Raw genomic sequence first — 25,840 nt, 5'->3', positions numbered from 1 at the left:
CGCCAAGCGTGAACGCAACATTCTTCTCCTCGCAATCCACAATTGCTGACGCGTGTATTTGACACCTTCCGTAACGAGAACATACTAGGAACATCCTCAACACGAAACTGATTTGGCGCGGGACATGCATCATGCCGGGCAACAGAAAAGGCTTGCCGATTTACGGCATCGGATCGCCCGGCTCGAAGGCAGTTCCCAGAAGATCAAACCCCTGCCCTTCGCTCTTCGCGAGATCGACGGCCACCTGCCGGGGGGTGGGCTTGCCAGGGGAGCTCTGCACGAGATGATCGAGGCAGGACTTGCCTCGGAATTCGCCGGCTGCACGACCCTGTTCACCGCCGGGATCGCTGCCCGCCTCAAGGGACCCGTGCTCTGGTGCCTGTCCCGTCAGGATTTGTTCGCCCCTGGCCTCCTGCGCGCTGGCCTGCATCCGGACCGTGTGATCTATGCCGAGGCCGATCGCGACCGGGACATCCTGCCCCTCATCGAGGAAGGCCTCCGTGAAAAGGGACTGGCGGCTGTTGTCGGCGAGGTCTCGCGCCTGGGTCTGACAGCCTCGCGGCGCCTGCAACTGGCGGCGGAAGCCACGGGCGTCACAGCCCTGGTGATCCGACGCTGGTGGACCCTGGCCGAGAAGGATCTGGTCCATCTGCCGACCGCCGCCGTCACCCGCTGGCGCATCACCCCCGTTTCGTCCGAGGTGATGCCTGCCCCCGGACTTGGCCGAGAGCGCTGGCAGATCGAACTCCTGCGCTGCCGTGGCGCCGAACCGCGTACCTGGATTTTGGAGGCCTGCGATGCGAAGGGTCGTCTCGCTCTACCTGCCGACCTGGCCGACCGATCGGATCAGACGGCGGACCGGCGAGCCGCCGCGCAATGAGCCGCTCGTGACCGTTCATGCGGTCGGATCACGCCGCGTCGTGCGTGCCGCCTGCGCGGCCGCGCAGGAGGCGGGTCTGCATGTCGGCATGCCGCTTGCCCAGGCTCAGGCTCTGGTGCCGAACCTGCACGTGGTCGAGGCGACCCCGGACGAGGATGACGCTTCGCTGCGCGAGCTGGCACGCTGGGCCATTGGCTACTCACCTGTGGTGGCGCCCGACCCGCCGGATGGCCTGTGGATCGATATTGCCGGCGTGGCGCATCTCTTCGGCGGCGAGGAGGAGTTGCTCACGGATCTGACCAGCCGCCTGAGACGACAGGGGATCGCCTCGAAAGCAGCCGTCTCTGATGCCCCGGGAGCGGCCTGGGCGGTGGCCCGCTACGGAAGCGGCGGGGTCGTGCCGACGGGCCGGGCCGCAGACGCTGTTGCGACCTTGTCGATCCGTGCCCTGCGCGTGGCCGCCGACAAACTCAGCGCCCTGCACCGACTCGGCATCGAACGGATCGGTCAGCTCGCCGCCATGCCAAGGGCGCCTTTCGTACGACGCTTCGGCCGCGATGTGGCGCTGCGTCTCGACCAGGCCATGGGCCATGCTTTCGAGCCGATCACGCCGCTCATCCCCAGGGAAGCGCCGACGGCAGCCCTCGCCCTCGCGGAGCCGATCGGTCGTCTCGAGGATCTCAAGGGCGTGGTGCTGCGCCTGGCCAAAGATCTGTGCCGGCAACTGGAGCGCCGCGGCGAAGGCGTGCGCCGCCTCGATCTTCTCTGCCAGCGTGTCGATCAGAAGAGCGCCTGCCTGCGGGTCGGCACCGCCAGAGCCAATCGGGATGCAGTTCATCTCGCCAAGCTCTTCGACGAGCGCCTGCAAACGATCGATCCCGGGTTCGGCATCGAGGAGATCATTCTCGTCGCAAGCAAGGTCGAGCCGCTGACGGAGACGCAAATTCAAGCCTGTGGCCTTAGTGACGAGGTTGCTATGGAAGCCGATATAGGCCCTCTCGTCGATCGTCTCGGCGCCCGCATCGGCATGAGAAAGGTTTACCGCCTCGCACCCGTCCAGAGCCTTGTCCCCGAGCGCATGGCTCGAAGGATCCCGGCGCTTGCGCCGCCGACCGGCTCCGTCTGGCCGGAGAACCTGCCGCGGCCCACGCGCCTGCTCGACCCGCCGGAGCCCGTCGTGGCGACCGCCCTGCTCCCGGACCATCCGCCGCGCTTCTTCCTTTGGCGCAAGGTGAAGCACACGGTCGCCAAAGCCGACGGACCCGAGCGCATCACGCCGGAATGGTGGAACGGCGACGAGGGTTCAGCAGCCCGGGATTACTACCGCGTCGAGACCGTGCAGGGCGGCCGCTTCTGGGTCTTCCGCGATGCGCCGACTGCCGAGGGCGGGCGCTGGTGGATGCACGGCTTCTTCTCATGACGGACGCCCTCCGCCCCATCTATGCCGAGCTCCAGGTCACGACCCACTTTTCCTTTCTGCGCGGAGCCTCGAGCCCGCAGGAACTGTTCGAGCAGGCAAAGCTCCTAGGCATCCCGGCGCTCGGCATCACCGACCGCAATTCGCTGGCCGGGATCGTGCGCGCCTACGAGGCATCGCGGAATACGGGCGTTCGCCTCATCGTCGGGAGCCGCCTCGACCTCACCGACGGCACATCGCTGCTCGTCTATCCGACCGACCGGGCTGCCTATTCCCGCCTGTGCCGGATGCTCAGCATCGGCAAGAGCCGCGGCGGCAAGGGCAGGTGCCATCTTGTCTGGGACGATGTGGCCGCCTGGAATGAGGGTCTCGTGGCCATCCTGCTGGGCGATGAGGCGACGGAGGAGCTCGCTCGAAACCTCGTCCGGCTGATGGCGACCTTCGGCAACCGTGCCTATATGGCGCTGATCCGGCGATTTGCGCCCAACGAGCACCTGCGGCTTCACGCGATTGAGCAAGCCGCGCAGGCCGCCAGGGTGCCGACCATCGCCATGGGAGACGTGCTCTATCATCATCCCGATCGCCGCCGCCTGCAGGATGTGGTCTCCTGCATCCGGGAAGGCACCACCATCGACGAGGCCGGCTACCGGCTCGAGCGCCATGCCGATCGCTACCTCAAGGATCCGATCGAGATGGAGCGCCTGTTCGAACGCCACAGGCAAGCCTTTCATCGCGTTCAAGAAATCCTCGATCGCTGCACCTTCTCTCTCGACGAGCTGCGTTATCAGTATCCGTCCGAAACGGAGGGCAGCGAGACCGCGCAGGAAAAGCTGGAGCGGCTGACCTGGGACGGTGCGAGGCATCGCTACCCCGATGGCATTCCCGATAGGGTCGCAACAACCTGCCGCCGCGAACTGCACCTGATCGAGGAGCTCGGATACGCTCCTTATTTCCTCACGGTTCATGCCATCGTGTCGTTCGCCAAGTCGCGCGGCATCCTGTGCCAGGGGCGCGGCTCGGCGGCGAACTCCGCCGTGTGCTTCGTGCTCGGGATCACGTCGATCAATCCCACCGAGCACGACCTGCTGTTCGAGCGCTTCGTTTCTCAGGAGCGGCGAGAGCCGCCTGACATCGATGTCGATTTCGAGCATGAGCGGCGCGAGGAGGTGATTCAGTGGATCTATGACACCTATGGTCGGCACCGCGCGGCGCTGACAGCCGTCGTCTCCTGCTACCGCGCCCGGGGCGCCGTGCGCGAGGTCGGCAAGGCTCTCGGCGTTCCCGAGGACGTGACGGCAGGATTGGCTGGCCTCGTCTGGGGCTGGGGCAACGATGGCGTGTCGGACAAGGAGGCGAAGGAACTCAACCTCAACCTCGGTGATCCGCGCCTGCGGATGACGCTTGAACTCGCCGCGGAGCTCATCGGCGCTCCGCGTCACCTCTCGCAGCATCCGGGCGGCTTCGTGCTCACCCATGAGCGGCTCGACGACCTCGTGCCCATCGAACCGGCCGCCATGGAGAACCGGCAGGTCATCGAGTGGGACAAGAACGACATCGACACCCTGAAATTCATGAAGGTCGACGTGCTGGGTCTCGGCATGCTGGGCTGCATGCGCCGCGCCTTCGATCTCTTGCGCGAGCACAAGGGAGAGGATTACGACATCGCCACGATCCCGGGTGAGGATCAGGCCACATACGCCATGATCCGGCGGGCCGATACGATCGGCACCTTCCAGATCGAGAGCCGCGCCTAGATGGCGATGCTGCCGCGCATGAAGCCGAAGACTTTCTACGACATCGTCATTCAGGTGGCGATCGTCCGCCCTGGCCCGATCCAGGGCGACATGGTGCACCCTTACCTGCGACGGCGCGAGAAGCACGAGGAGGTCGACTACCCGCGCCCGGAACTCAGGCGCGTGCTGGAGAAGACGCTGGGTGTGCCGCTGTTCCAGGAACAGGCGATGCGGGTGGCGATCGAGTGCGCGGGATTTACGCCCTCCGAGGCCGATCAGCTCCGTCGCGCCATGGCGACTTTCAAGTTCACCGCCGGCGTCTCCAAGTTCCGTGACAAGCTGATCCAGGGCATGACCGCTCGCGGCTATGACGCGGCTTTCGCGGAACGCACCTTCAAGCAGCTCGAGGGCTTCGGCTCATATGGTTTTCCGGAGAGCCATGCGGCGAGCTTCGCCAAGATCGCCTATGCATCGTCCTGGCTGAAATGCCACCATCCCGACGTGTTCTGCTGTGCCATTCTGAACGCACAGCCGATGGGCTTCTATGCACCGGCCCAGCTGGTCCGGGACGCGCAGGCCCACGGCATCGAGGTGCGGCCCGTCGACATCAACCACTCGCGCTGGGATTGCATCCTGGAGCCGACCAGGAACCCACGACGCTTCGCCGTCCGGCTCGGATTCCGGATGGTCCATGGTCTTGCCAATGCGGACGCCGCCCTGATCCCGATCGTTCGAACAGAGCAGCCGTTCGCGTCCATCGAAGATCTGTCGCGGCGCGCGGGTCTTCCGGTCGCATCCCTCACGCGTCTGGCGGAAGCCGACGCCTACGGTTCCCTCGGCATCAGGCGCCGCGATGCCCTTTGGACCATCGAGGGATTGTCCGATGAGGTGCTGCCGCTGTTTGCGGCTGCCGACGAGCGGGAGTGCACGATTCGGCCTGAGGTGATCGAGCCCCACGTCGAACTCGTCCCGATGACGGAAGGTCGTGAAGTCGTCGACGACTACCGCTCGAAAGGGCTGACGCTGCGTCGGCATCCTGTCTCCTTCTTGAGGCCGGAGCTGACCGAACGACGGATTCGTTCATGCGGGGATCTTCACCATGCCCGGGACGGGCAGCGGATGACGGTGGCAGGTCTGGTGCTGGTGCGCCAGAAGCCGGGCTCCGCCAAGGGCGTGACCTTCATGACCATCGAGGATGAAACCGACGTCGCCAATCTGGTGATCTGGTCCAGAATATTCGAGACGCACCGGCGGCTGATCCTGTCGTCGGGCATGATCGGCTGCCGCGGACGGCTCCAACGAGAGGGCGGCGTCACCCACCTGATCGCCGAGCATCTCATCGATCTGTCCGATCTCCTGCGCTCTGTGGGTGATCGGGACGAGCCCTTCCGGATGAGGCATGGGGCTGGCGACGAGGCGAAGACCGGCTCGCGCGAGATGCTGCGGATGGGTGTCCGCGACACCTCCGAAGCATCGGCAAGCGACGTCTCCCAGGTACCCGTGATCAGAGTTGCAACGCGAGACTTTCGCTGAATAGACTTCAGCATCGCCCAAGGGCCGCGACCAGCCGTCGCTCAGGCCCTCCCAGACCGCTGCCCCGGGTCCGCCTTCATCGACCTGCGCTCGGCTTCGTCAAGCCTTTCAATCAGAGCGGTCAGATGGCGCGGATGCGCCTCTGAAAGAGTTTCCGCATATAGGCTCTTGAGGAACAGCCCAATCATCGCCGCAGTGTGACTCGGCGGCAGCTCGAGGGTATTGGGGAGCCGAAGCCCCCGGATCTGCTCATCGTCAACCAACATCGCCAGGCTCCGCGTGCCTCGCGTTCCCCTTGCCCATCGTTGAGCCAACCCGCTCGGGAGGATCGGGTTTCAACGCAAGTGGTTGATTCTCAGTTATCGGACTTGCCCGCAACCTTCCGGAGCGCCGCATTGATGCGGTCCTGCCAACCGGGGCCGTCATCCTGAAAGAATGCAAGCACGTCCTGGTCAATGCGAAGGGTGATCGTCTCCTTGACGCCAGGAATGACAGTAGCCTTCGGTGGCCCCTCGATCGGCTTCGTGGTCGCCTTCTTGAAGGCGGCTTCGGCCGCCTTCAAAGGATCGCTGGAGCGCCGGCCGCCTGTGGATCTCGTCATTGCTTCCCTCCTGAGCTTGCCCTGCCCTGCACGCGATCTGCCTTCGTCATGCTTGGGCCCGTCGGAACGCAGACGACCGCCAAATTACCAGAAGTAAGAAATGCTGTAGGCAAGGATGCCCGCCACAACGAGGATGGCGGCGGTCTTCCAATGTTTCTGTATATGCTGGTGCAGGGTCATCCTCAATCCACCTCGCTCCTTCGCAGAACCCGCGCCTTCAATACGCAGGCACGGCCGTCGCCTGCACGATTGTCAGCGGCTGGACCGCATAGCCGTCTGCCTGCGTCAATCCTATGCCGGATCGAGAGGAATGAACAGTTGGGGGCACACAAGGGAGGATTGTCAACAATCGATCTGCGAGGATCGGCCGGACCCGGTATGCGAGCCGCACGGTCGGCCTGGATCAGAGGTCCCTGCGGTTATTCGTAATTCGGCAATACGCCTCTGGCACAAAACATGCCAAAACTCTGACGAGGCCGGTTCAACGATGATAGCAGGGACCTGATCCCCACTGATTGGCCCTCAAGAATGTCTCGCTTGATGGGCGGGCCCTTTCCGCCAGGAAGGACCCGCCTCTCGTGTGCTAGGAATTGCGATCGACCGTACCCGTCCGGTTGCCGATGGTGCCACGCTCGTCCTCGACATCGACCTCAGTCCGGCGCACCGTATCGGAGATCGTCTCCGTGCGCTGCTCGGCTTCCTTTCGTACGACAACCTCTTCGACCACGCGGGCTTCCTTCGAGACGACCGCCTCCTCGCCACGCTCTTCCACCTCGATGGTACGCTCCTGGAACGGGTCGCCGCTGATCGCGCCGGCCTGCGTCGCGCCAGCCACCGGGCGCCGCTCCACTTCCACGTGCTCCTCGCGCAGGCTCACCTGCTCGCTTACCGGACGTTCGACCACGTACGAGCGGATGCGAACACGCCCGTGGCTCACGTCACGCCGGCCGACATGCAGCTGCTCCTCGGCAATCGGGATCACCTCGTCGCCACGCGTGGTGCGCTGCGAGTCTGTGTTCATCGATGCTGCACCCACAGTGCTTTCAGATCGCCTAGAAGTCCCGGAGGTGGATGAGGTGCCGGTGGTCAGGTTGGCGGTGCTCCCGGACAACACGTCCGAGGTTCCGACATCCGCTGCTCCCGTCCATCCTTCAGAGCGCCAGGAATCAGCGCGCTCGTCGATGTCGATCGTGCCTTCATCATCGAGGATGTCGATCACGCGCTCGTAATCTGCATCGGCGGCATTGACCGAAATGAGATAGCCGCCCCGGCGCAGACCTTCGGCGTAGGTGTGGCGATCCTCGTCCGGCAGGAACAGGTCGCGCAACGAATCCCACAGGCCAACGCTGGCCTCCGGGAAGGACTGCGTGTCCGTGCCGCGCGACGTGCCGGCATCCTCGTCGCCGGGGGTCAGGCGGATGCTGTCCCGCGCAATCCCGGCGGCATGAAGACGGCTGATCGCCTGCTCGGCATCGCTGCGGCTGTCGAAGAACGCCGTCACGAGCTTTTGGGTAGAAGATCCGGTTATGGCTCCAGAGTTCATCGGGATGTCTCCTCCTGGGGGGTGGGTATATCGGGAGCAAACCGCTCCACGACGGCGCGCTGCTTGCGTAAGCTGACCGGCACCTCGACAGTTTCAGTTTTGGCGCTGCGGCGGATGTGCAGCTCCTCCTTGAGCACCAGCCGCTTCTCGACCACGAGCACCTCCTCCAGCACCGGGACGATCGTCACATCGCCTTCGGTCCTGATCTCGGGGGCGCTCTCGACCATCCTGTCGATGGGGACACGCGTCACCTCCACGATTTCCCGGCTCACGTCCGCATGCGCCAGTTCCTCGACGGTTTCGGTGATCGTTTTGACCTGCACACGTCCGGTCACGACCTGACGCTTGCTGACGGAAACGGTCTCCTCAACGATCGGGATGACCTCTTCGGACATAGCCTGGGTGCCAGCCTCGGGGGACGCCTCAAGCCTGGTGTGGTGCTGCTCGTCGTCCGAGCGCCGAAAGATGGGTGTGGTTGGATCGCTCATGGCCGTTCTCAAGTGAACGGAAGCCAACGGGCGCTTGCCATGAGAGTTCCCTGAGAATGCCAGCGCGATCGAACCTATGCTTTCAGGCACCATAAGGTGGATCAGTTTAGCCTGGCGGAACTATCGAAGCGGAACCATGGCGGGGCGGATCAGGGCTGACCGATCGAACCAGAGGCTGCCGGTTGCGCCCGGATCGGACGCCGAAATAGGCTTACTTGGACATGGAAGACGTGCCACAAGGCACGCTGCCTGATCCCTTTCGGCCTTTGTGCTCGCCGGCCGATCAATGACCGGTCATCGCATGCGGGGCTGACACCGGCTTCGACTCCGGCGAGCCGCGCTCGCGCAGATAGATGCCGAGCAACAGCAACACGCCGATCGACAGGAACTCGCTCTGCCAGTTCTGGAAGCTCTCGTACCAGAACTGCGGATCTCCCAATGTCTCGACCACCGTCTGCGTCGGCTGATTGTGGAGGATCGCCTCCTCGTTGATCCGCCGCGTGCTCCCCGCAAGATGCAGCCAGAAAGACGCAAGGAAGAGCGTGACCAGCGCGATGCTGAGCGAGTGCGAGTAGAGCTTCAGCAGCAGCCCACCCCGGTGGACCGGCCACGGCGCGTCAGGATCCCCGCGATGCGCCGATGGCGACTCGTCCTCGGGATTGACCTCGTCCGGCTTCTTGGACTCCGAGGCGCCCTTCTGGAAAAGGAAGATGGTGAGCAGCACGTAAGCCGCCATCTGGAGGAACTCACTTTCCCAGTTCTCGAATACGGCTGAGATGAAATGGCCGCTGGACAAATAAGAGCCGAACCCGATGGCGGGCATGTTGTGGAGGCGCAGTTCCTCCCCATGGGCTCTCCATCCGGTGAGCGCCTGACCGATGAGGGACAGGACGAACAGCACCAACAATGTAACCGTCAGCCCATTGTCACGCAGGAACCGCCGCATACGCCGACCTCACAGAAACCCAAACTGCTACGGTTGATTAACTCGGAACGGGAATGTTGGTTTCGTTCCGTGCCCATGATGGGGTGGCAGGGCGTCCTAGCGATGCCCGTGGGGATCGCCTGGACGCAGAAGGAGCGTTGAGATCGGGGCACTCTGCCTTAGATTTCAACCCGAGGCCGACCCAGCCTCCCTGTTCCTGCTCTCGCTAAAGCCTTGGCGAAGCCTGATCCTGGCTCGCCCACGAGCCGGATCTAGCCTCCTCACGGGGTACCGATGCACCATAAGACGTCACTCCGGCCTGCCCCCGTTGATCGCGAATTCCTGTCTGCCGGTGGGGAAATGGGGTCACGGATGCGGGCGCACGACTGGACGACCTCTCCCCTGGGGCCGCCGGAAGCTTGGCCGCAATCCCTGCGCACCCTGGTGCGCCTGATGCTCAATGCCAAGCAGGCGATGTTCATCGCCTGGGGCCCTGAACTCGCCTTCCTGTACAACGACGACTACGCCCCGATCTTCGGCGCCAAGCATCCTGAGGCTCTGGGGCAACCCTTTGCAGAGGTCTGGTCGGACATCTGGGGGCAGATCAAGCCGCTTGTCGACCAGACGCTCGCGGGACAGGCGAGCTGGCATGAGGATCTTCTCATCCCCATGGAGCGGTACGGCTACCGGGAAGAGGCTTGGTTCAGTTTCTCCTATTCTCCCGTTCATGATGAGAGCGGGGCCGTGGCCGGCATGTTCTGTGCGGCCATCGAGACGACAGGGAAGATCCTCAACCAGCGAGCCCTTCGTGAGAGCGAGGAGCGCGCGACAGGCGTGCTCAATGGAATGGACGAAGCCTTCATCCTGCTCGACCGCGAGTTCCGCATCCTCCAGATCAACACGGCGGGACTGCGGCTGGACACCCGGCCGGAGACTGAGATCATCGGGCGCCGTCACTGGGAGGTCTGGCCAGGAACAGAGGATACGCCGCTCGGCCAGTTCTACAAGCAGGCGATGGCCGATCGGGTGCCGATGCGAACGGAGAACCGCTACGTCTGGCCCGACGGCCGGGAAGCCTGGACCGAGATCCGGGCCTATCCAAGCCCAGACGGCTTGGCTGTGTTCTACCGGGATATCACCGAGCGCAAGATCGCCGAAGATCGCCTCCACGAAGCGGAGGACCACTACCGCCACACAGTCGAGCTTAATCCGCAGGTCACCTGGACGGCAGCGCCGAATGGGCAACTCGACCGTGTGGCTCACCGTTGGCAGGACTGGACCGGCACTTCCGGGCTGGGGGAGACCTGGACGCAGGCCATGCACCCTGAGGATCTGGAACCGTCCCTGAAGGCATGGACCCATTCAACATCCACCGGGGAGACCTACGACATCGAGCACCGGGCTCGCATGCGCTCGGGCGAATACCGCTGGATGCACTCACGCGCCTTCCCGCGACGGGGCCCGTCCGGAGAAATCGTCAAGTGGTACGGCACCACGGAGGATATTCATGAGCGCAGGGCCGCCCGGGAGGCTCTCCAGGAAGAGACGCGCTCCCTGGAGATTCTGAACACCGCCCTCGCGGTCGTTGCGTCCGAGCTTGATCTCGACGGGCTGGTACAGCGGGTGACCGATGCGGGCGTCGAGCTGACAGCGGCGCAATTCGGCGCCTTCTTCTACAACGTCGAGAACGCGGCAGGCGAGAGCTACATGCTCTATACGATCTCCGGTGTTCCGCGCGAGGCGTTCGCCAAGTTTCCGATGCCGCGCAACACGAAGGTGTTCTCTCCGACGTTCAGCGGGGAACGCATCGTACGCTCGGACGACATCACCCAGGATCCGGGCTATGGTCACACAGACCCGCATCGCGGCATGCCGCCCGGCCATCTGCCCGTCCGCAGCTATCTGGCTGTACCCGTGGTCTCCCGATCGGGAGAGGTGATCGGCGGGCTGTTCTTCGGACACGAACAGACCGGTGTTTTCGATCAGCGTTCCGAGCGCTTGGTGTCCGGGCTTGCCGCAGAAGCTGCAGTGGCTATCGACAACGCTCGCCTGTTCCAGAAAGCTCAACGCGAGATCGAGGAGCGGCGGCGTGCCGAAGAGGCCTTGCGCCGCCTGAATGAGACCCTGGAGGCCCAGGTCGAGGAACGGACCCGTGAACGCGATCAGATCTGGCAGCTCAGCACCGACCTGATGGACGTATGCCGTTCGGATGGAACCCTGCTTGCCGTCAATCCGGCCTGGACCACAATGCTCGGCTGGACCGAGGAGGAGTTGCTGGCGAGCAACTTTCTCGGCCTCATTCATCCCGATGATGTCGAGAGCACACTCGCGGAACTTGCACATCTGGAACAGGGGGCACAGACCTTCCGGTTCGAAAATCGCTTTAGGACGAAAGACGGCAGCTATCGCCTGGTCTCCTGGACCGCAGTGCCCAAGGAGGGACTGTTCTATGCGATCGGTCGCGACATCACGGCCGAGCGGGAAGCCACGGAGGCATTGCGGCAAACCGAAGAGGCGTTGCGGCAGTCGCAGAAGATGGAAGCGGTGGGCCAGCTCACGGGCGGCATCGCTCATGACTTCAATAATCTTCTGACAGGGATCGTCGGCTCCCTCGACATGCTGCGCACGCGTGTCTCACAGGGCAGGCTGGACACGGTCGATCGGTATATTACGGCTGCCACCACATCGGCTAACCGCGCGGCTGCGCTCACCCACCGCCTGCTGGCCTTCGCACGTCGCCAGCCGCTTGATCCCAGGCCGGTGCAGGCGAATGCGTTGGTCGCCTCCCTCGAGGACCTGTTCCGACGCACGGTCGGCGAAACGGTGACCCTCGAGGTGGTGCTCGCCGGTGGGCTTTGGCCCACGATATGCGACCCGAACCAGCTTGAGAGCGCACTTCTCAATCTCGTCATCAACGCCCGCGACGCCATGCCGGACGGGGGGCGCCTGACAGTCGAAACCTGCAACGCGCATCTCGACGACACCTACATCGCCGCGCAGCGGGACGTGAAGCCGGGCCAGTATGTCTGCATCTGCGTGACTGACACCGGCACAGGCATGCCGCCCGACGTTATCGAGCGCGCGTTCGACCCGTTCTTCACCACAAAGCCGTTGGGTCAGGGCACCGGACTTGGATTGTCGATGGTGTATGGGTTTGCACGCCAGTCCGAGGGCCACGCCCGGATCTACAGCGAAATTGGCCAGGGCACCACGATCAAGCTTTACCTCCCGCGCTACAGAGGCGAGACGCAAGCCGAGATCGAAGCTTCGACCCTTGCTGAGGCGCCGCGGGCGCAGTCCGGCGAGACCGTGCTGGTGGTGGAAGACGAGCCGGTGGTGCGTGGCCTCATTCTCGAGGTGCTGGAGGATCTCGGCTACCGCACACTTGAAGCGGTGGACGGACCAGAGGGCCTCAAGATCCTTCAATCCAAGCGGCACATCGACCTTCTCGTCACGGATGTCGGCCTCCCTGGGCTGAACGGCCGCCAGCTGGCGGATGCAGCCCGGGGAATGCGCCCGAATCTCAAGACGCTCTTCATCACCGGCTATGCTGAGAATGCCACTCTGGCTGCGGGGTTCCTCGAGCCCGGGATGCAGATGATCACCAAACCGTTCGCGGTGGACGCTCTCGCGCAGAAAATCCGGTCGATCATCAAGGATGAATGATGCACGTACCCCCCAAAACCTGACTTGATGTGGAGGGCATCACGTGTCTTTCGAGACGAGCGTCCCTTTGAGCAGACGGACCAGCGTTTCGGGATGAACGGGCTTGCCGATGAACAACGCCCCTTCAGGGAGTTCACCAGACTTGGGGGCAGCCCGTCCTGAGACGATCAGAACGCCGATCTCGTGCCGGCTGGCCCGAACTTGTCGGGCGAGCTCGAAACCGTTGATGCTGCCACGTGGCATTTCCACATCCGTCACCATCCCCTGGATGTCTGAGACGGCCTTCAGAACCTGTAGCGCTTCATCTGCATGGACGGCCTCGATCACCTTGAAGCCTGCATCTTCCAGAACGTCGACGAGCGTCATCCGGACGAGTGCCTCATCTTCAACAACCAGAATGAGGGGGCGTGAATCATGTTTCGGGCTAGCCATGCCCGACGAAAGAGGAATCAACGGTCTTTGTTCCTAATGCCAAGATCTCAAACGACACTCACTAGCTAGGCATGCTCGGATCAAGGTCACCCCTTGACTGCAAGAATGTTCGAGAATCGGCATCCAGCCCATTCGAGCACCAGCGGAGAGCAAGGGGTCCTGATTCGCACAAGAAGCCGCCCCATAGATCGCGCTAGTCCGAGCAAACTCGGCAGGAACGAGGCTATCGGGCCTTTCGAGCCTTGCAGCGAGACAGCACGATGGCATCCCGGCTGGGGATCAGCGATCCATCGAGAAGGGTACGGGCACGTGTGTCAGGTTCCCCTGCCTCCATGCCATCCGAGCACGAATGAGCATGGTATCTCAGGTCCAGTAGAGCACCTGCGCCTCAGGGAGCCGGATCGGCAGCTCGGCCATGAAGAAGCCGCGCATCTGCTCCATGACCTCAGGCTGATAGACATACTTGAGAGAGCCGAACTTCGTGCGCTTTTGCGCCCGTGTGTCTTCGTCCATCTCGAGACTTGAACCCGGATACCAGCTCGTCAGAACCTCTTTCGATCCAGCCGTGAAGCGATGCGTGATCAACTCGATGGTGAGGTCCGCCCCAGGCACGCTGCCGAGGGTCTCGGACGCGAGGTTAAGGAGGGATCGATACTCCTCCTGCCAGCCCTGCACCGGCATGATGGGCGCGATCGTCAGCCCGATGCGATAACCCGCCTCCGCCATCCGGCGCGCAGCCTGCAGGCGCGCCAGGAGGCCTGCCGCGCCGCCTTCAAGGCGTACAAGCGACGGAGCGTTGACCGACACGCGCATCCGTGTGTTCTTGTTGTGGTCGAGCTTGAGAAGCGGTCCCACCGCATCGAACTTGGTGGTGAAACGCAGTTGAACGGCGGCGTCGAGCTGCGCGAAGAATCCAATGGCTTCGCCGAGAGAGCCCGTCAGGTGCTCGATGCCGAGCGGGTCGGTGTAGCAGGAAGCCTCGAACGTGGTCCCCTCATGCCGCCGTCCGGCAGACCTGGAGGTGACGGCCCCGCGATCGATATGGCGCTCTGCGGCGCTCAGAATCTCTGGGAGATTGGCGTAGACTCGCGTGACAGGTGGACCGGCGAGACTGCCGGCAAGATAGCAGTACTGGCAATGGGCCGGGCAGCCTTCCGCCAGATCAAGCCGCCAATCCGCGCTCGGCGGAATGGGCTGCAGACGCAATTTGGTCGGCGGTGCGACGACAATCGCGAGCGTGTTCTTGGCGTCCACATAGGCGCGCCGAGGATCGTCGCCTGCAAGGCCCGCGAGACGGTTGGCCTTCAGGCGCACGATTTCGCAGTCCAGAGCTTCTGCCCGCGTGAGCATGGCATGCCCGTGCTCCCATTCGAGCGCAGCAGGTGTGACGAGCACGCGCTTGGGCTTCCAGAGCTTCGGCCGGTGCCTGTCGAGCAACGGCTTGACGTCTGGGCTGCCTGATCTGTTCGAATGAGAATCCGCCGGGACAACATCCATGTCGATCATGTGGGCAGCCAAGGACGTCGATCCAAAGTGGCAGAGCGCCGCGGGGCCCGAACCGTCTGGGAAGCGGCCGAGATGTCCGTTGGCGCACAGCACGTGTCGGAGAGCAATTTGTCCATGCGCTCGACGTCCGGCACCGCCCGGCCCGAGCGTTGCAGAGCCCATGTCAGGCCGCCCGGTCGGCGCCTGCCTCCATGGGAATTGTCATCGTGCAGCAGACCCCTCCCCGCTCGAACCGGAGGTCGAGCTGCCCGGCCAGCTCTCGGGTGACCGTCTGCTGCAGCAGCCGTGAGCCGAACCCTCGAACCGGCTGCACCTCAGGGACGGGGCCATCCAACTCGCACCAGTCGACGGTCAGAACGGTCCCGCCCCCTGATGTGTCGACTTTCCAGTCGACCTGAACCCGTCCTCGCTCGGATGAAAGGGCTCCATGCTTGGCCGCGTTGGTAGCGAGCTCGTGGAAGGCCATCCCCAGCACCACCGCGACCCGTGCCGAAAGATCGACCTGCGGCCCACGGATTCGGACGAGGGACAAGGGTGTGAGATAAGGCCCGAGCTCCGTCTCAAGGATGGCCCTGAGGGAAGCCCCCTCCCAGTGCGTCTCGTTGAGCAGGTTGTGGGTGCGCGAGAGGGCCAGCAGCCGTTCCTGGAAGCGCTCCTGCGCCACCTTTGGTGGCACGCCGGGACGAGCGGCCTGCCAGGCCAGGGACTGCACGGTGGCCAGGGTGTTCTTCACCCGGTGGTTCAACTCGTCGATGAGCAGCTTCTGGCGCCGATCCGCCTGCCGGCGCTCGGTAATGTCCTCCACCACACGCACGGCGTACAGGAACGTGCCGTCGCCATCCCGCACCGCCGTGCTGGTCACGCGGGCCCATCCGCAGCTGCCGTCCTTGCGCCGGAACTTGCTTTCCGTGGTGTAGGTGTTCAGCTCGCCGGCGACTTGGCGCGCGAACAGCTCCAAATCATGTTCGCGGATCTCTGGGTCGGTCACATGACCGAAATGCTCTCCGATCAGCTCGTCGCGGCTGTGGCCGGTCAATTGACAGCGAGCTTCATTGACCGAAATGAAGTGCCCGTCCCTGTCCACCTCGGTGATGCCGACCGCAGCGTTCTCGTGCGTGGCACGAAGGCGAGCCTCGCTGGCCCGCAGGGCAGCCTCTCGCGTGCGAAGCTCCGCTGAGGCCGAGGCAAGCGCCTGTGCCACCCGGTCGGCCTCCGCTAGTCCGCTCCCATGGGCTGTTACGGGCGCGCCGCGTCCCATCCTGTGGGCGATGGTTGCCAATCCCTCCACGGGAGTCGCAATGCTGCGCCCGACCCGCCACGCCATGGCGACACCGCCGGCAAGAAGCAGCCCTCCGGCAGCGCTGAGATAAAGGGCGAACCGCCAGGCGGGGGCCGTGATCTCCGTCTGCGGCACGGCCACGATGGTCGACCAGCCCGATCCCGGCGAGCGGGAGAGGGCAACCACCGTCGGCACGCCATCGAGGGAGACACTTTCCCACACGCCCTGGCTCACCCCGGTCTGAACACGTGCGACCCCGTCCGGGGGAGCAGGCTTCCCGGCGAAACGCGCCGCGTCCCGGCTGCGCGCCACGACCGTGCCGTTGCGATCCATGATCGTGCCGATCCAGGATGGCGGCAGCCCCTGATCGGCCAGGATGCGGCTGACCCTCTCGGCGAGCATGATGACTGAGACGAAGAGCTCGGAACCCTCTCGGGTGGTCACAAGGGTATCGACGGCGACGGCCGGCTGCTTTGCCGCGGTCCCCAGAAACAGGTTGCTGATCCGGATCGTGCCCGGGACAAGCCCTTTTCGATAGGTATTGTCCGGGATGATCGGCAGGGGGCTGCCGGGTGGGAGCAGGGTATTGGCGAGTTGCTTCTCATCATCCGCGACGACAACCCAGGTGCCTGGGAGACGGATCGCAGCGCGCGCTCGCGCGTCAAAGGCGGCGTAGTCCTTCTCAAGGAGCTGTGGGGACGTCGACAGGGCCCAAAGCAGCGCCTCCGCTTGCCCGAACTGGCGGTCGACAACCAGCGAGAGCGCGCGGGCGGTTTCCTGGAGGTGCTTCTCGACCTCATGCCGATCATGGCGGTATCCCGCATAGACGGCGATCCCGGCCGCCGCGAGGGCTGGGATTACCAGGACAAGTGTGAGAAGGACCAGGCGCGAGCGCAAAGACGGGAGCCACGAGCGTGCAAGCATCCGGAGCCCTCGCTCGCTCGAGGCTGACAGGGACTTGCCCACGATGTGCTCGCTCCCGCTGGGGACGTCATGACGTTGGATCGATGGCGCAGGCCAGAGCAATGGCCATGTCCTGCCCCGAGCCATCACCCCAGCTTCTCTAAAACCAACTCCTGTGGGCGTGGCCCCAGAGCGCAAGGATGACGGACGAGGATGGGTATGTAGGACAATTCTGCCAAACAGCCAAGGCAGCGTCAGACACAAGTGCAGGGCCGTGACGACGGGACCCCGCTTCTGCCGCGAGCTGACTTGCGCTCTCTGGCAAAGTAACCTCGCCCGTCAACCCAGCTTGGCCGGGTCTTCTCACCATTCACGGCCGGCCCTCACTCCGCGGCAATCGGAACGGCCTGCTCGTCTCCTCCTTCATCGGGCTCGCTCCGGAGGGACAGCTGCCCTCTCTCGGTCCAGAGGACCACCGCCAGGCATGCCACACCGAGGCAGAGATAGCCCGCGCTGAGAGGCACGACCGTGCCGTTGAAGGAACGTCCGATGAAAAATCCGAACAGAGCTCCGACCAGCGTGGTGTAGGACCCGATGAAGGACGAAGCTGTGCCCGCAATGGCAGCCAGGGGTGCCATCGCAATCGAATTGAAGTTCGGCACCGTGAGGCTGTAAAGGAACTGGTTGAGAGCGAATATCGCTGCGAACAGAAGCAGGGGCGGCCGGCCGCCGTAGAGAAGCGCCACGCCCAGCTGTACAGCTGCAACAAGCGTGAAGCCGCAAAGGCCGATATGCGACAGACGGCGCATTCCCAGACGCTGCACAAGCCTCGCGTTCGTAAACGAGGCCGCTCCCATGAAGGCCGCGATACACCCGAAGACCAGAGGGAAGAGCGCTCCAAGCCCATAGACCTCCGTCTCGAAAATCTGCTGTGCGGACCCGATATACGCCATGAGACAGCCCATCATGAGGGCGACGCCCGTCGCATAGCCGATGCTGACCCGCGTGGAGACCGTGACTTTGACCGCGGATGCGATCTGGTCGAAGGAGAACGGCCTGCGATATTCCGGATGGAGGGTTTCCGGCATGCGGATGGAGAACCACACCGCCACCAACACGGCAAAGCCCAGGATGGTCGCGAAGATCATGCGCCACGTGCCCAGGAGCAGGAGAAGGCTGCCCGATGCGGGCGCGAGCATCGGCACGATGATGAAAACCATCATGGTGATCGAGAGAACGCGTGCCATCTCACGGCCTGCGAAGCGATCCCGGATGATCGCCACCGTCAGCACGCGAGTAGCAGCCAAGCCGGCACCCTGAACGGCGCGTCCGATCAGCAGCATGTCGAAGCTCATGGCTGTTGCTGCGATGAAGCCTCCCATGAGGTAAACGGCCAGCCCGATCATCAGCGTGGGCCGCCGACCGATCGTATCCGAGACAGGGCCATAGACCGTCTGCATGACGGCAAAGGGCACCATGTAAGCCGTGATCAGCATCTGGAGATCGTTGGGATCGGCGATCCCGAAATCGGACTGGATCGGCCCGAAGGCAGGAAGCAGGTTGTCGATGGACAGAGACCCGAGGCTCATCACAAGGGCAATGAGGAGCACGAACTCATGCAAGGACGGGAATCGGGTGTGGCCGCTCTGGGATGGGCCGCCGGCAAACGGAGACATTGCAAAACTTTCCGCGACAGGTGTTTCCGCCGCCTGGGGGCATTCGTCATGCGAAATGCATGGAAGCGCTGATCTCGGGCATGGACCAAGGACTGAGAATGAAAGGGAAAGCTTAACCTGGAGATGGCGGGAAGACCCGCTGAACCTGCATCTGAGGGCGTTTCAGCATCCGGTTCCCCTCGTGAAGTCGTTTGATTACCGGCTATCAACCACGAGAGCAGGAGAGGGTTTCATAAGGAATGCGGGCCATGACCGGAAAAACCATGTTCCGCCTATCGCGAAGAGAGCTCGAAATGGGAGCGGTCCATGTCTTTGAAGCCGTGGAAGTGACCGCCCCAGCGGACGGGCACGCCCAGCGCTGCGGCGGCCTTTGCGACGGCTTCCGCAATCCGGGTCTGGACACCCGGATCAAAGTAGACGCGGCCGTCCTGGTCGAGCGGCCACAAGTCCACCGCGTCGCCGGTGCGGTGCGGGCTGCCCTGGGTTCTCGACCAGCCCCAAGCCACCGCCTTGCGCTGAAGCTTGGCGTCGCGCTTGCCCGAGCCGATGACGAAGGTCAACCTGGGGTTATCGGCCTGCACCTTGAGGATAACCCTGGCTAGAACCGGGTTGAGGGCGCGAATGTTGGCCTCGTGGTGCCCTATCGGGTCTGGGTTCCAGGTGCGGAACATCGCCAACTGATCACGGCCGAGGTCATCTCTCGCGGGGATCCTCGCATAGACCCCGCCCGGCCCGAGGTGCGGGTTGAGCCTGGCGTCGGGCGGCCGCTCGGACTCGTCACTCAGGCCGACCTGTGCCCTGGCGTCCGGGCAAAAGCTGAACAGCAGGAGGATGAGAATTCTGGCGAAGAGAGGATGGACCTGTCGAAGCATCGTAGCCTGATGGATTGCAGCCCCATATTGCCAAAGAATGGCAAAGCTCGTCGACCCCTCGGCTTCATCCCGAATCGACAGCGGAAACAAGGAGTGCCTGGCGGAGACCGCGCCGAGGCGCAGGATGGAAGCTTGATGGCAGACGTCGAGCCTGGCTCGTCACCGGAGATCAGAGCGCCGGGCCCGAGGGCCACGTGCAACAGGCCTTATGATCTGACGGTCTCCCTCGCGCTCAGCACCGCCTCCACCAGTTTAACAATGCTCCGTTGGATGTTGCTGTCCTCGACACTGGCGAACAGCTCGATCAGCTTGGCACCGTGCGGATTGCTCGCGACCAAATGGAGCACGTTGTCGTTGGCGTTAAGCAAGGCATTGCGCCCCAGCAGGCCGTCGAAGAAATAGGTTACATCGACTCCCAGGATCAGCCCGATTTCATGGAGGCGGCCGGCGCCAATCCGGTTGATCCCCTTCTCGTACTTCTGGATCTGCTGGAACGTCAGCCCGAGAGCGTCCGCCAGCTTCTCCTGACTCATGCCCAGGGCGATGCGCCTCAAGCGGATCCGTTTGCCGATGTGACGGTCGGCTTCATTCGGTGACTTCTGCATTTGCCCCTTAGCCCTGCACGACTTCAGTGCAGGACGCTCGAGCGGATTGGGGCGCAGAAGGACAGAAGGCGACCGACATCGGCGGTCAGTCGCTCCCGGTCTTCCCGAGGCATGGCGGCGATGCGTTTGGCCACATAGGCCTGAATCTGCCCCCAGTCATCGCCATAGCGTTGCACTGCCTCGTGGCATAGCTCAGCCAGGGTTGCGGTCCTAGGACTATCCTGTCGGGTCATCACCCGCTCCCGTTCAACACTGATGTAGAACCGTCATACATCTCAGCATCTTCAGAATTCCCGGCCTCTCGTGCTCCCTATCTGCACTCTTCAGGCAGATCAAAGGCCCCGCCATGGATCAGGAACCATCCCGCATCCGCCGTCACGACAATCTAATCCGGGTCGAGGTCGTCACGACCGCAGAGCAGCTCCTTGATGCCCATGCGATCCGGGCGATCTGCTTCATGGAAGAGAATGGAGTCTCGGCCCGGCAGACCTATGACGGCAACGACTACCAGGCGACCCACATCATCGTTTACGCCGGCGATGAGCCGATCGGAACGGCCCGGATCCGCTGGTTCAAGGACTTCGCCAAGATGGAGCGCACCAGCTTCCGCAAGACTTGGCGGGATCCGCGGGTGATCAAGCGATGTGCCGAATTCATCTTCGAGCATATCAGCCGCAAGGGCTACGATTGTGTGATCACCCATGCCAAGCCTCTTCATGCTCGCCTGTGGCGGCGGATGCTGGGCTTTATGCCGGCGCCGGGCAAAGACCCTCTCTATTTCGAGGGGCATGACGAGCCCTATGTCGAACTCGTCAAGCATCTTACTCCTCCCGAAAACGCCATCACGCCTTCCTCCGATGCCGCCATTCTCTTCCGCATCGAAGGGCATTGGGATGTCCACTCCGAGTTCGAGGTCGTCGGATCATGACCTTCAATGGATCCCCTGCCCTCCCGGATTTGAACAACGCTGACGCAGGCGTCATCATGGACTATTTCCAGTCTTACCTCCAGCAGGTGGTGACCCTGCATTCGGCCACGTTCCAGAAGCTGCTGTTCGAGGCTGACGGGGTGCCGCTCGAAATGGCCGAATTGTTCGAGGACGTCGGCAATACCTACATCGGCATCTCGGAAAGCATCAGCCGGCTTCATCTTCAACGCCGGCATTCACAGATTGAAGAGCAGCTTGATGCCGCTATCGAACCGACTCTGCGGCGGATCGAGGCGCAGTCGCGGGGCAAACCAAGGATTCGCCGGCCCAAACATCTCACACAGCCAGTCAAAGACTAAGCGGACGGGCCGTGCGTTCAGCCGCTCGGTCAGAACAAGGGCGTACATCGGGACCGAGATCGTGACATCGAGCTCCAGCGGAACCGCGTTCGGCTCAAGAATGGTGTAGCTGCCGAGAAGCCCGATTCCCAGCCCCGCCTTGACGAGCATGCCATAGGCCATCGAGTTGTCGCAGAAATGGGCGACCTGACCTTGCGAGACGACCCCGTTCCAGGGCGCCCACAATCCTGTGTTGGCCGAGTAGAACTCGGACTGCAGGAAGAGATGCTGAACCAGGTTCAGGCGCGTCGGGATTCCATATTGCTGGATGTAGGACTTCGCCACGATCGGGATGAAATGCAGGTATCCCAGCTTCTGCATGGAAATGTCAGCGGCCTCAATCGGATTGAAGCCGATCATCATGTCCGTCTGATTATCCCGCAGGCTCACCACATTGGCCGGACTTTTGAGATGGAGCTGGATCTTCGGATGTTCTGCCGCGAAGGCAGAAGTGCCGGGCGCCACGAAAAAGGTGTTGAGACCGTCCGTGATGCTGACCCGTACGACGCCCTCGGCGTCCTTGGTCTCAGCTCTCAAATCATTGGTGAGCGCGAAGAGGGAGTGATCAAGGGCTGTCAGGGCCTGTGCCAAAGCCTGCCCCTTGGGCGTGAGCTTCACCCCGTGCTGGGTCGGAACGAAGAGCTGCGACCCCATCAGGTCCTGAAGCCGTTTGACTTGGCGGCTGACCGTCGGCTGGCTGGTGTTGAGGATCTCGGCGGCCCGATTGAATGATTTGGCTTTGGCGACGGCCAGAAACACCCGCAGCTCGCCCCAGAACTGTCCGCTCAGAATGTTCTCGTTGTCCAGTGGAGAACGGACGAGATTGCGCTGGTCAGGGTCGAAAGGCCTCATATTCACTGACGGTGTCCGTTCCAAAACGAGGACCGATGCTACACAACTTATGAGACAGTTCAATCAGGATACTAAACTTAGCGTAAGGGAAGGCATCGGCAATGCGACACTCCTTAGGTCACGTCTCTTCGCTTATGCGACGGTCAAAAACGTAACAAATTCCTCTGTGTTGTCGCAGAACCTTTCAAACTCAAGGCCTTTGAGTCTCGCCAATATCAAAGGGTTCACGGCGTATCGTTCCGTTTCAGCCAAGCTTTTTGCTTCGCCACAGATGTATCTCGCAATTGTCACGACTTTAAGTTTTCGATCCCTCGGGTTGCTTGGATCGGACGCTGCAAGTGCAATATACTTCTGATATGTCACGGGTCCTGCGGAAATTTCACCAGATTATCATCGACTTTAACAATTTTGTCACCAGATAAGATATTGCCTGTAACGATAAAAATTTGATTAATACCCTTATTGGTGGTTTTGATAATCAGAGACATTGAATGAAGACCTCACAGAGACTATTTTTCTCTAACGATAATAAACCTTTATTTTATGATCTTCGAATACAGCTTGCTCCAAGACCATCGCCAAGAGTATCGATATTGGCCCTGGAGACTTCGTTCCAGCGTAAGACTGTGAAGATATTACCGCCGAGTAACCAAGCGGCTGTGCCGAGCACACCGATACCGAATGCTCCAAATCGCATATGATGCCGATGTAAACCTCCAAGCGCATGCTAGTCGGGAAGCTGGGCTGTGTGAACCGAGCCAGCTTAGCGAGTTGTCGTTTCTCCTCCAGGTCAGCCGCCCACAATGGCCCTTATGTGGGGGCGGAAGGGCCAAGGCTGAGTTCCTTCTGGGGTTTTGCAGGACAGTCGGAGGACGCATGCTCTGCCCACGTCCTCACAGAAAGTCGTCGTTTGGGGATCTAGCCTGATGTCGTCCCGAACAGATTGGCCAGGCCATCCGAGGCTTTGGGCTTTTGAACGTACAGCGCCGCAAGCATGCCGCTGCTTGGTCTTCCAGAGTCAAGCTGCACCCAGGCGTCCCGGTCTCCAGGCTGATCCACCGCCCAGGCATCACTGCCGATCTGCGCCGAGGTCATGACCTCAGGACGATCGATGAACGCGAAGAATGTGGGATAGGTTCGTCCTCTGTCCGTTCGAGAATCAGCGAAGGTGATCCCCTCCTCGAGTTCAGCCGCGCATCGCGGCATCCGCGCGACGTCCAGATCCTGGTTTCCCCTGCCGGGGTCCTTGCTAGAAGACAGGGTCCAAACCCTCCCAGGCGCGTGCCTTCTCGAGATTGCCCGGTAGGTACGTGACGCTCATCCCATTGCCGTTTTCGTCCGTGATGTAGCCGAACACCGGAGTGCCGTTATTGGCGCGAATGTGGTTCTCGAACCAGATCTCGACGCCCTTGTGATCGGTCAGCTTGACGAACTCGTCGAAGGTGATGCCGCTCTCGGTGGGAGCACCGTCGTATTTCGTGATGACGGCGAAGGTCTTCATGGTGCTGGCGAACTCGCGCGACTTGGTGATCTTCGTCTCCCAGTTGTCGCTGCCGTTGGTGTCCGTCTCGGTGACGATTGTCAGGGAATCGTCGTTGACGATCTTGTGGTAGTGGACCGTACCGTCATCGTAGCGCTTCTCCTCCGATTCCCAGTCTTCCCCGTTGAAGTCCCAGGTCGGTTTGTTGATGAGCTTATTGCCGTCATAATATTTGTCCTCGACCTTGTTCTTGAAGTTCGGGCCACGCCATTCCTGGATGTGCTTGGTCCATTCCTCGGTACCAGTCAGATCGCGGACCTCGACGGTCTTATGATCGCCATAGATCGTCTCGATCCGACCGATCACGCCGTTGACGGTCGTGGTGATCCGCTCGGCCCACGGCTGAGCCTGATCGACGTCCCACAGATGCACCGTCTTCTGGGTGCCGGTGACGACGTGCTGATAGTACATGATGCCGCCGGCGTTGGTGCGCGTCTCGCGTTCGTCGAAGGCGGCGCCGCCGTTCCACTCGCGGTAGATATGGCGCTGCCCATCGTACTGCTCCCACTCGGTAAGCCGCGTGCTGCCGCTGTAGAGCGTCTCGCGCCAGGCCCAGGTCTGGCCGGACCAGTTCCACTCCTTGACCGTACGCGTGCCGTTGTCGAACCAGGTCTCGAGCCTGGTCTCCCGCAGCAGGCCGTCCCGGGTCAGTTCCGTCCGCGTCCATGGCTGTCCGCTGTAGTCCCAGCCGCACTCGACGATCCGCTCCTGTTCGACGGTCGGGCCGTAGTATTTGTAGATCTGCCAAGTCTTGTTGTTGGCAGCGTCGCGGTGCTCCTCGAAGGTTTCCCATTCCTGCCCGGGCGCCTGCGCGGCGTTGACCTTGTCGCGGTAGTTGTGGCCGTCCTGATCGTAATCCTTGCCCCCGGCAAGACTGGAGCCGTCGTCGTGGACGATGGTCTCGATCAGCACCCGTTTCGCGGTGTCGAGCTCCCTCACGTTTTCGAACAGAACTGAGTAGTGTTGACGTCCTGGTGGCGTCCCATCACGGGCGCGAGAACGGCTTCTGCCTCGATGTATTCAAATACTGCAGGCCGCGAGCGATTGTCATTTCCGATAAGCCGATCGTCCATGACACCCAGCTTACAATTCCGGACTATAGGGCAATGACCCAGGGTCTTGGAGCCATAGTGCGTACGACAGGCAAGCGGCGGCACGTTCTGACAACCCGCCGTGATGGTTGGATCCAATTCACAGTTCTCAACGACGGCGACTTCTACATCGACACCGAGTATAACGGATGACGGCTCCTGCTAATCGTTCGATCAAATCTGTGAACATGGCATGGCTGGTGATGCTAGCCGTGTTTGACATGTTTGTCGTGACGGTACTCGTGGCACCTGAAATGATCGAAGGTGCCACACTATCTACCCTGGGAGTCATGCGCGGGGTTGGCACTGCCGTTCTGCTTGTCGTGGTTCTAATATTAACGGGTCTACTATCCCCTAACATCAAGTCTGCCCGAAAAGTGGTCCCGTCGAAACGATCAGCTTCGTGAGCCTTCCATCCTGAACTGCGGCTCCAATAGGGATCTGCTAGTACACGCCTCGGAATTCCAGCATCTCTCTGAAACCGGTACTCAAGTTTTGCCGGAAGCGCTCGAACCAGTTCCGGTAAGCTTGATCGAGCTTGGGAATATCCATCTGGAAGTTAGAAAGGTTCGATTCTGTAAGCGTCGGGATTCAAAGTAATATCAGCGCGAGGCTTGTCACCACCGACCATGTCTTGACGTCTTTTGTGAACCTATGAAACGCCAAAGCTGCATAAAACTGAAACGTGTCCTCTCCAGGAGTGCCTAACCGGGCGAGGTGGTATGATACTTTCGGATGGTCGCTGGAGACACCTTCAATGTAATTTTCGGGATCATAACCGGTGTACGTGCCCCAATGAGTGACGTCGGCTGCCATGCCGCCGACGCCAACGAGAGACAGCGATCGATGAATTGTCAGATCGCCATCATCGATCTTGCTTTTTTGCTCATCCGAGAAGTTCAGGAGGATGTGGCCGTCACTGTCTCCGCTAGGGACAATGCTGATCCTTGAATATTTAGGCCGCAGGCCCAC

Annotated in this window: 20 protein-coding genes and 1 pseudogene; 5 read left to right on the top strand and 16 right to left on the bottom strand. The window is 62.1% G+C overall.

Going from position 1 to position 25,840, the window contains the following annotated elements; genetic code table 11:
- Positions 1–124: 124 nt before the first annotated feature.
- From HPT29_RS06130 to HPT29_RS06120, 3 genes and pseudogenes are all read left to right on the top strand, one after another.
- Positions 125–880 (top strand): ImuA family protein, encoded by a 756-nt coding sequence (locus tag HPT29_RS06130; protein ID WP_173946950.1) that lies wholly within the window; start codon positions 125–127, stop codon positions 878–880.
- Positions 798–2,300, top strand: a complete 1,503-nt coding sequence (locus tag HPT29_RS06125) for a Y-family DNA polymerase (RefSeq protein WP_173946949.1) — start codon at positions 798–800, stop codon at positions 2,298–2,300. Before HPT29_RS06130 ends, HPT29_RS06125 begins: the two co-directional genes overlap by 83 nt.
- A pseudogene (locus HPT29_RS06120) lies at positions 2,297–5,563 on the top strand (error-prone DNA polymerase). Before HPT29_RS06125 ends, HPT29_RS06120 begins: the two are co-directional and overlap by 4 nt.
- A 41-nt stretch (positions 5,564–5,604) precedes the next feature.
- On the opposite strand, the gene HPT29_RS06115 reads toward HPT29_RS06120, so the two are convergent.
- From HPT29_RS06115 to HPT29_RS06095, 5 genes are all read right to left on the bottom strand, one after another.
- Positions 5,605–5,829, bottom strand: a complete 225-nt coding sequence (locus HPT29_RS06115; protein ID WP_173946948.1) for a hypothetical protein — start codon at positions 5,827–5,829, stop codon at positions 5,605–5,607.
- A gap of 89 nt (positions 5,830–5,918) precedes the next feature.
- Positions 5,919–6,164, bottom strand: coding sequence for a BrnA antitoxin family protein (locus tag HPT29_RS06110; protein ID WP_173946947.1), 246 nt, complete (start codon positions 6,162–6,164; stop codon positions 5,919–5,921).
- Positions 6,165–6,747: 583 nt separating this feature from the next.
- Positions 6,748–7,707, bottom strand: a complete 960-nt coding sequence (locus HPT29_RS06105) for a YsnF/AvaK domain-containing protein (RefSeq protein WP_173946946.1) — start codon at positions 7,705–7,707, stop codon at positions 6,748–6,750.
- Positions 7,704–8,195: a YsnF/AvaK domain-containing protein gene (locus HPT29_RS06100; RefSeq protein WP_173946945.1), complete on the bottom strand. Its 492-nt coding sequence runs from the start codon at positions 8,193–8,195 to the stop codon at positions 7,704–7,706. Before HPT29_RS06100 ends, HPT29_RS06105 begins: the two co-directional genes overlap by 4 nt.
- A gap of 283 nt (positions 8,196–8,478) precedes the next feature.
- Positions 8,479–9,141: a DUF6766 family protein gene (locus HPT29_RS06095; RefSeq protein WP_173946944.1), complete on the bottom strand. Its 663-nt coding sequence runs from the start codon at positions 9,139–9,141 to the stop codon at positions 8,479–8,481.
- A gap of 351 nt (positions 9,142–9,492) precedes the next feature.
- On the opposite strand from HPT29_RS06095, the gene HPT29_RS06090 reads away from it, so the two are divergent.
- Positions 9,493–12,786 carry a PAS domain S-box protein gene (locus HPT29_RS06090; RefSeq protein ID WP_259060497.1) on the top strand — a complete coding sequence of 1,098 codons (3,294 nt, stop codon included), beginning with the start codon at positions 9,493–9,495 and terminating at the stop codon, positions 12,784–12,786.
- 39 nt (positions 12,787–12,825) lie between these two features.
- On the opposite strand, the gene HPT29_RS06085 is transcribed toward HPT29_RS06090, so the two are convergent.
- The 7 genes from HPT29_RS06085 to HPT29_RS06055 all read right to left on the bottom strand — a co-directional run bounded on the left by HPT29_RS06085 (position 12,826) and on the right by HPT29_RS06055 (position 20,292).
- Positions 12,826–13,152 carry a response regulator gene (locus HPT29_RS06085; protein WP_247654514.1) on the bottom strand — a complete coding sequence of 109 codons (327 nt, stop codon included), beginning with the start codon at positions 13,150–13,152 and terminating at the stop codon, positions 12,826–12,828.
- Positions 13,153–13,581: 429 nt separating this feature from the next.
- A complete protein-coding gene (locus tag HPT29_RS06080) occupies positions 13,582–14,715 on the bottom strand; it encodes a spore photoproduct lyase family protein (protein WP_371823193.1) in 1,134 nt (377 codons plus the stop codon).
- A 172-nt stretch (positions 14,716–14,887) separates the two neighbouring features.
- Positions 14,888–16,927: a sensor histidine kinase gene (locus HPT29_RS06075; RefSeq protein ID WP_173946942.1), complete on the bottom strand. Its 2,040-nt coding sequence runs from the start codon at positions 16,925–16,927 to the stop codon at positions 14,888–14,890.
- A 362-nt stretch (positions 16,928–17,289) separates the two neighbouring features.
- The gene (locus HPT29_RS06070) at positions 17,290–18,582 is read right to left on the bottom strand and encodes a multidrug effflux MFS transporter (RefSeq protein ID WP_173946941.1); all 1,293 of its coding nucleotides are present in this window, start codon (positions 18,580–18,582) and stop codon (positions 17,290–17,292) included.
- A gap of 272 nt (positions 18,583–18,854) precedes the next feature.
- A complete protein-coding gene (locus HPT29_RS06065) occupies positions 18,855–19,454 on the bottom strand; it encodes a M15 family metallopeptidase (protein WP_259060496.1) in 600 nt (199 codons plus the stop codon).
- Positions 19,455–19,660: 206 nt separating this feature from the next.
- Positions 19,661–20,059, bottom strand: coding sequence for a helix-turn-helix domain-containing protein (locus HPT29_RS06060; protein WP_173946939.1), 399 nt, complete (start codon positions 20,057–20,059; stop codon positions 19,661–19,663).
- Between the two features lie 23 nt (positions 20,060–20,082).
- Positions 20,083–20,292 carry a hypothetical protein gene (locus HPT29_RS06055; RefSeq protein ID WP_173946938.1) on the bottom strand — a complete coding sequence of 70 codons (210 nt, stop codon included), beginning with the start codon at positions 20,290–20,292 and terminating at the stop codon, positions 20,083–20,085.
- Between the two features lie 113 nt (positions 20,293–20,405).
- On the opposite strand from HPT29_RS06055, the gene HPT29_RS06050 reads away from it, so the two are divergent.
- Complete coding sequence (locus HPT29_RS06050) at positions 20,406–20,987, top strand: GNAT family N-acetyltransferase (protein ID WP_173946937.1); 582 nt, start codon at positions 20,406–20,408, stop codon at positions 20,985–20,987.
- Between the two features lie 236 nt (positions 20,988–21,223).
- Here the strand turns inward: HPT29_RS06050 and HPT29_RS06045 are convergent, their stop codons facing one another.
- The 4 genes from HPT29_RS06045 to HPT29_RS06030 all read right to left on the bottom strand — a co-directional run bounded on the left by HPT29_RS06045 (position 21,224) and on the right by HPT29_RS06030 (position 25,840).
- Complete coding sequence (locus HPT29_RS06045; RefSeq protein WP_247654519.1) at positions 21,224–22,237, bottom strand: LysR family transcriptional regulator; 1,014 nt, start codon at positions 22,235–22,237, stop codon at positions 21,224–21,226.
- Between the two features lie 918 nt (positions 22,238–23,155).
- Entirely contained in the window at positions 23,156–23,443 is a 288-nt protein-coding gene (locus HPT29_RS06040) for a hypothetical protein (RefSeq protein ID WP_259060495.1), read from the bottom strand.
- A 43-nt stretch (positions 23,444–23,486) separates the two neighbouring features.
- Positions 23,487–24,716 carry a hypothetical protein gene (locus HPT29_RS06035; RefSeq protein WP_173946935.1) on the bottom strand — a complete coding sequence of 410 codons (1,230 nt, stop codon included), beginning with the start codon at positions 24,714–24,716 and terminating at the stop codon, positions 23,487–23,489.
- 743 nt (positions 24,717–25,459) lie between these two features.
- The gene (locus HPT29_RS06030; RefSeq protein WP_173946934.1) at positions 25,460–25,840 is read right to left on the bottom strand and encodes a hypothetical protein; all 381 of its coding nucleotides are present in this window, start codon (positions 25,838–25,840) and stop codon (positions 25,460–25,462) included.

The sequence above is a fragment of the Microvirga terrae genome, from assembly GCF_013307435.2.
In the GTDB taxonomy this organism is placed as follows: domain Bacteria; phylum Pseudomonadota; class Alphaproteobacteria; order Rhizobiales; family Beijerinckiaceae; genus Microvirga; species Microvirga terrae.
The sequence above is the reverse complement of the archived record's forward strand: the minus strand, read 5'-3'. Positions and strand labels throughout refer to the sequence as shown.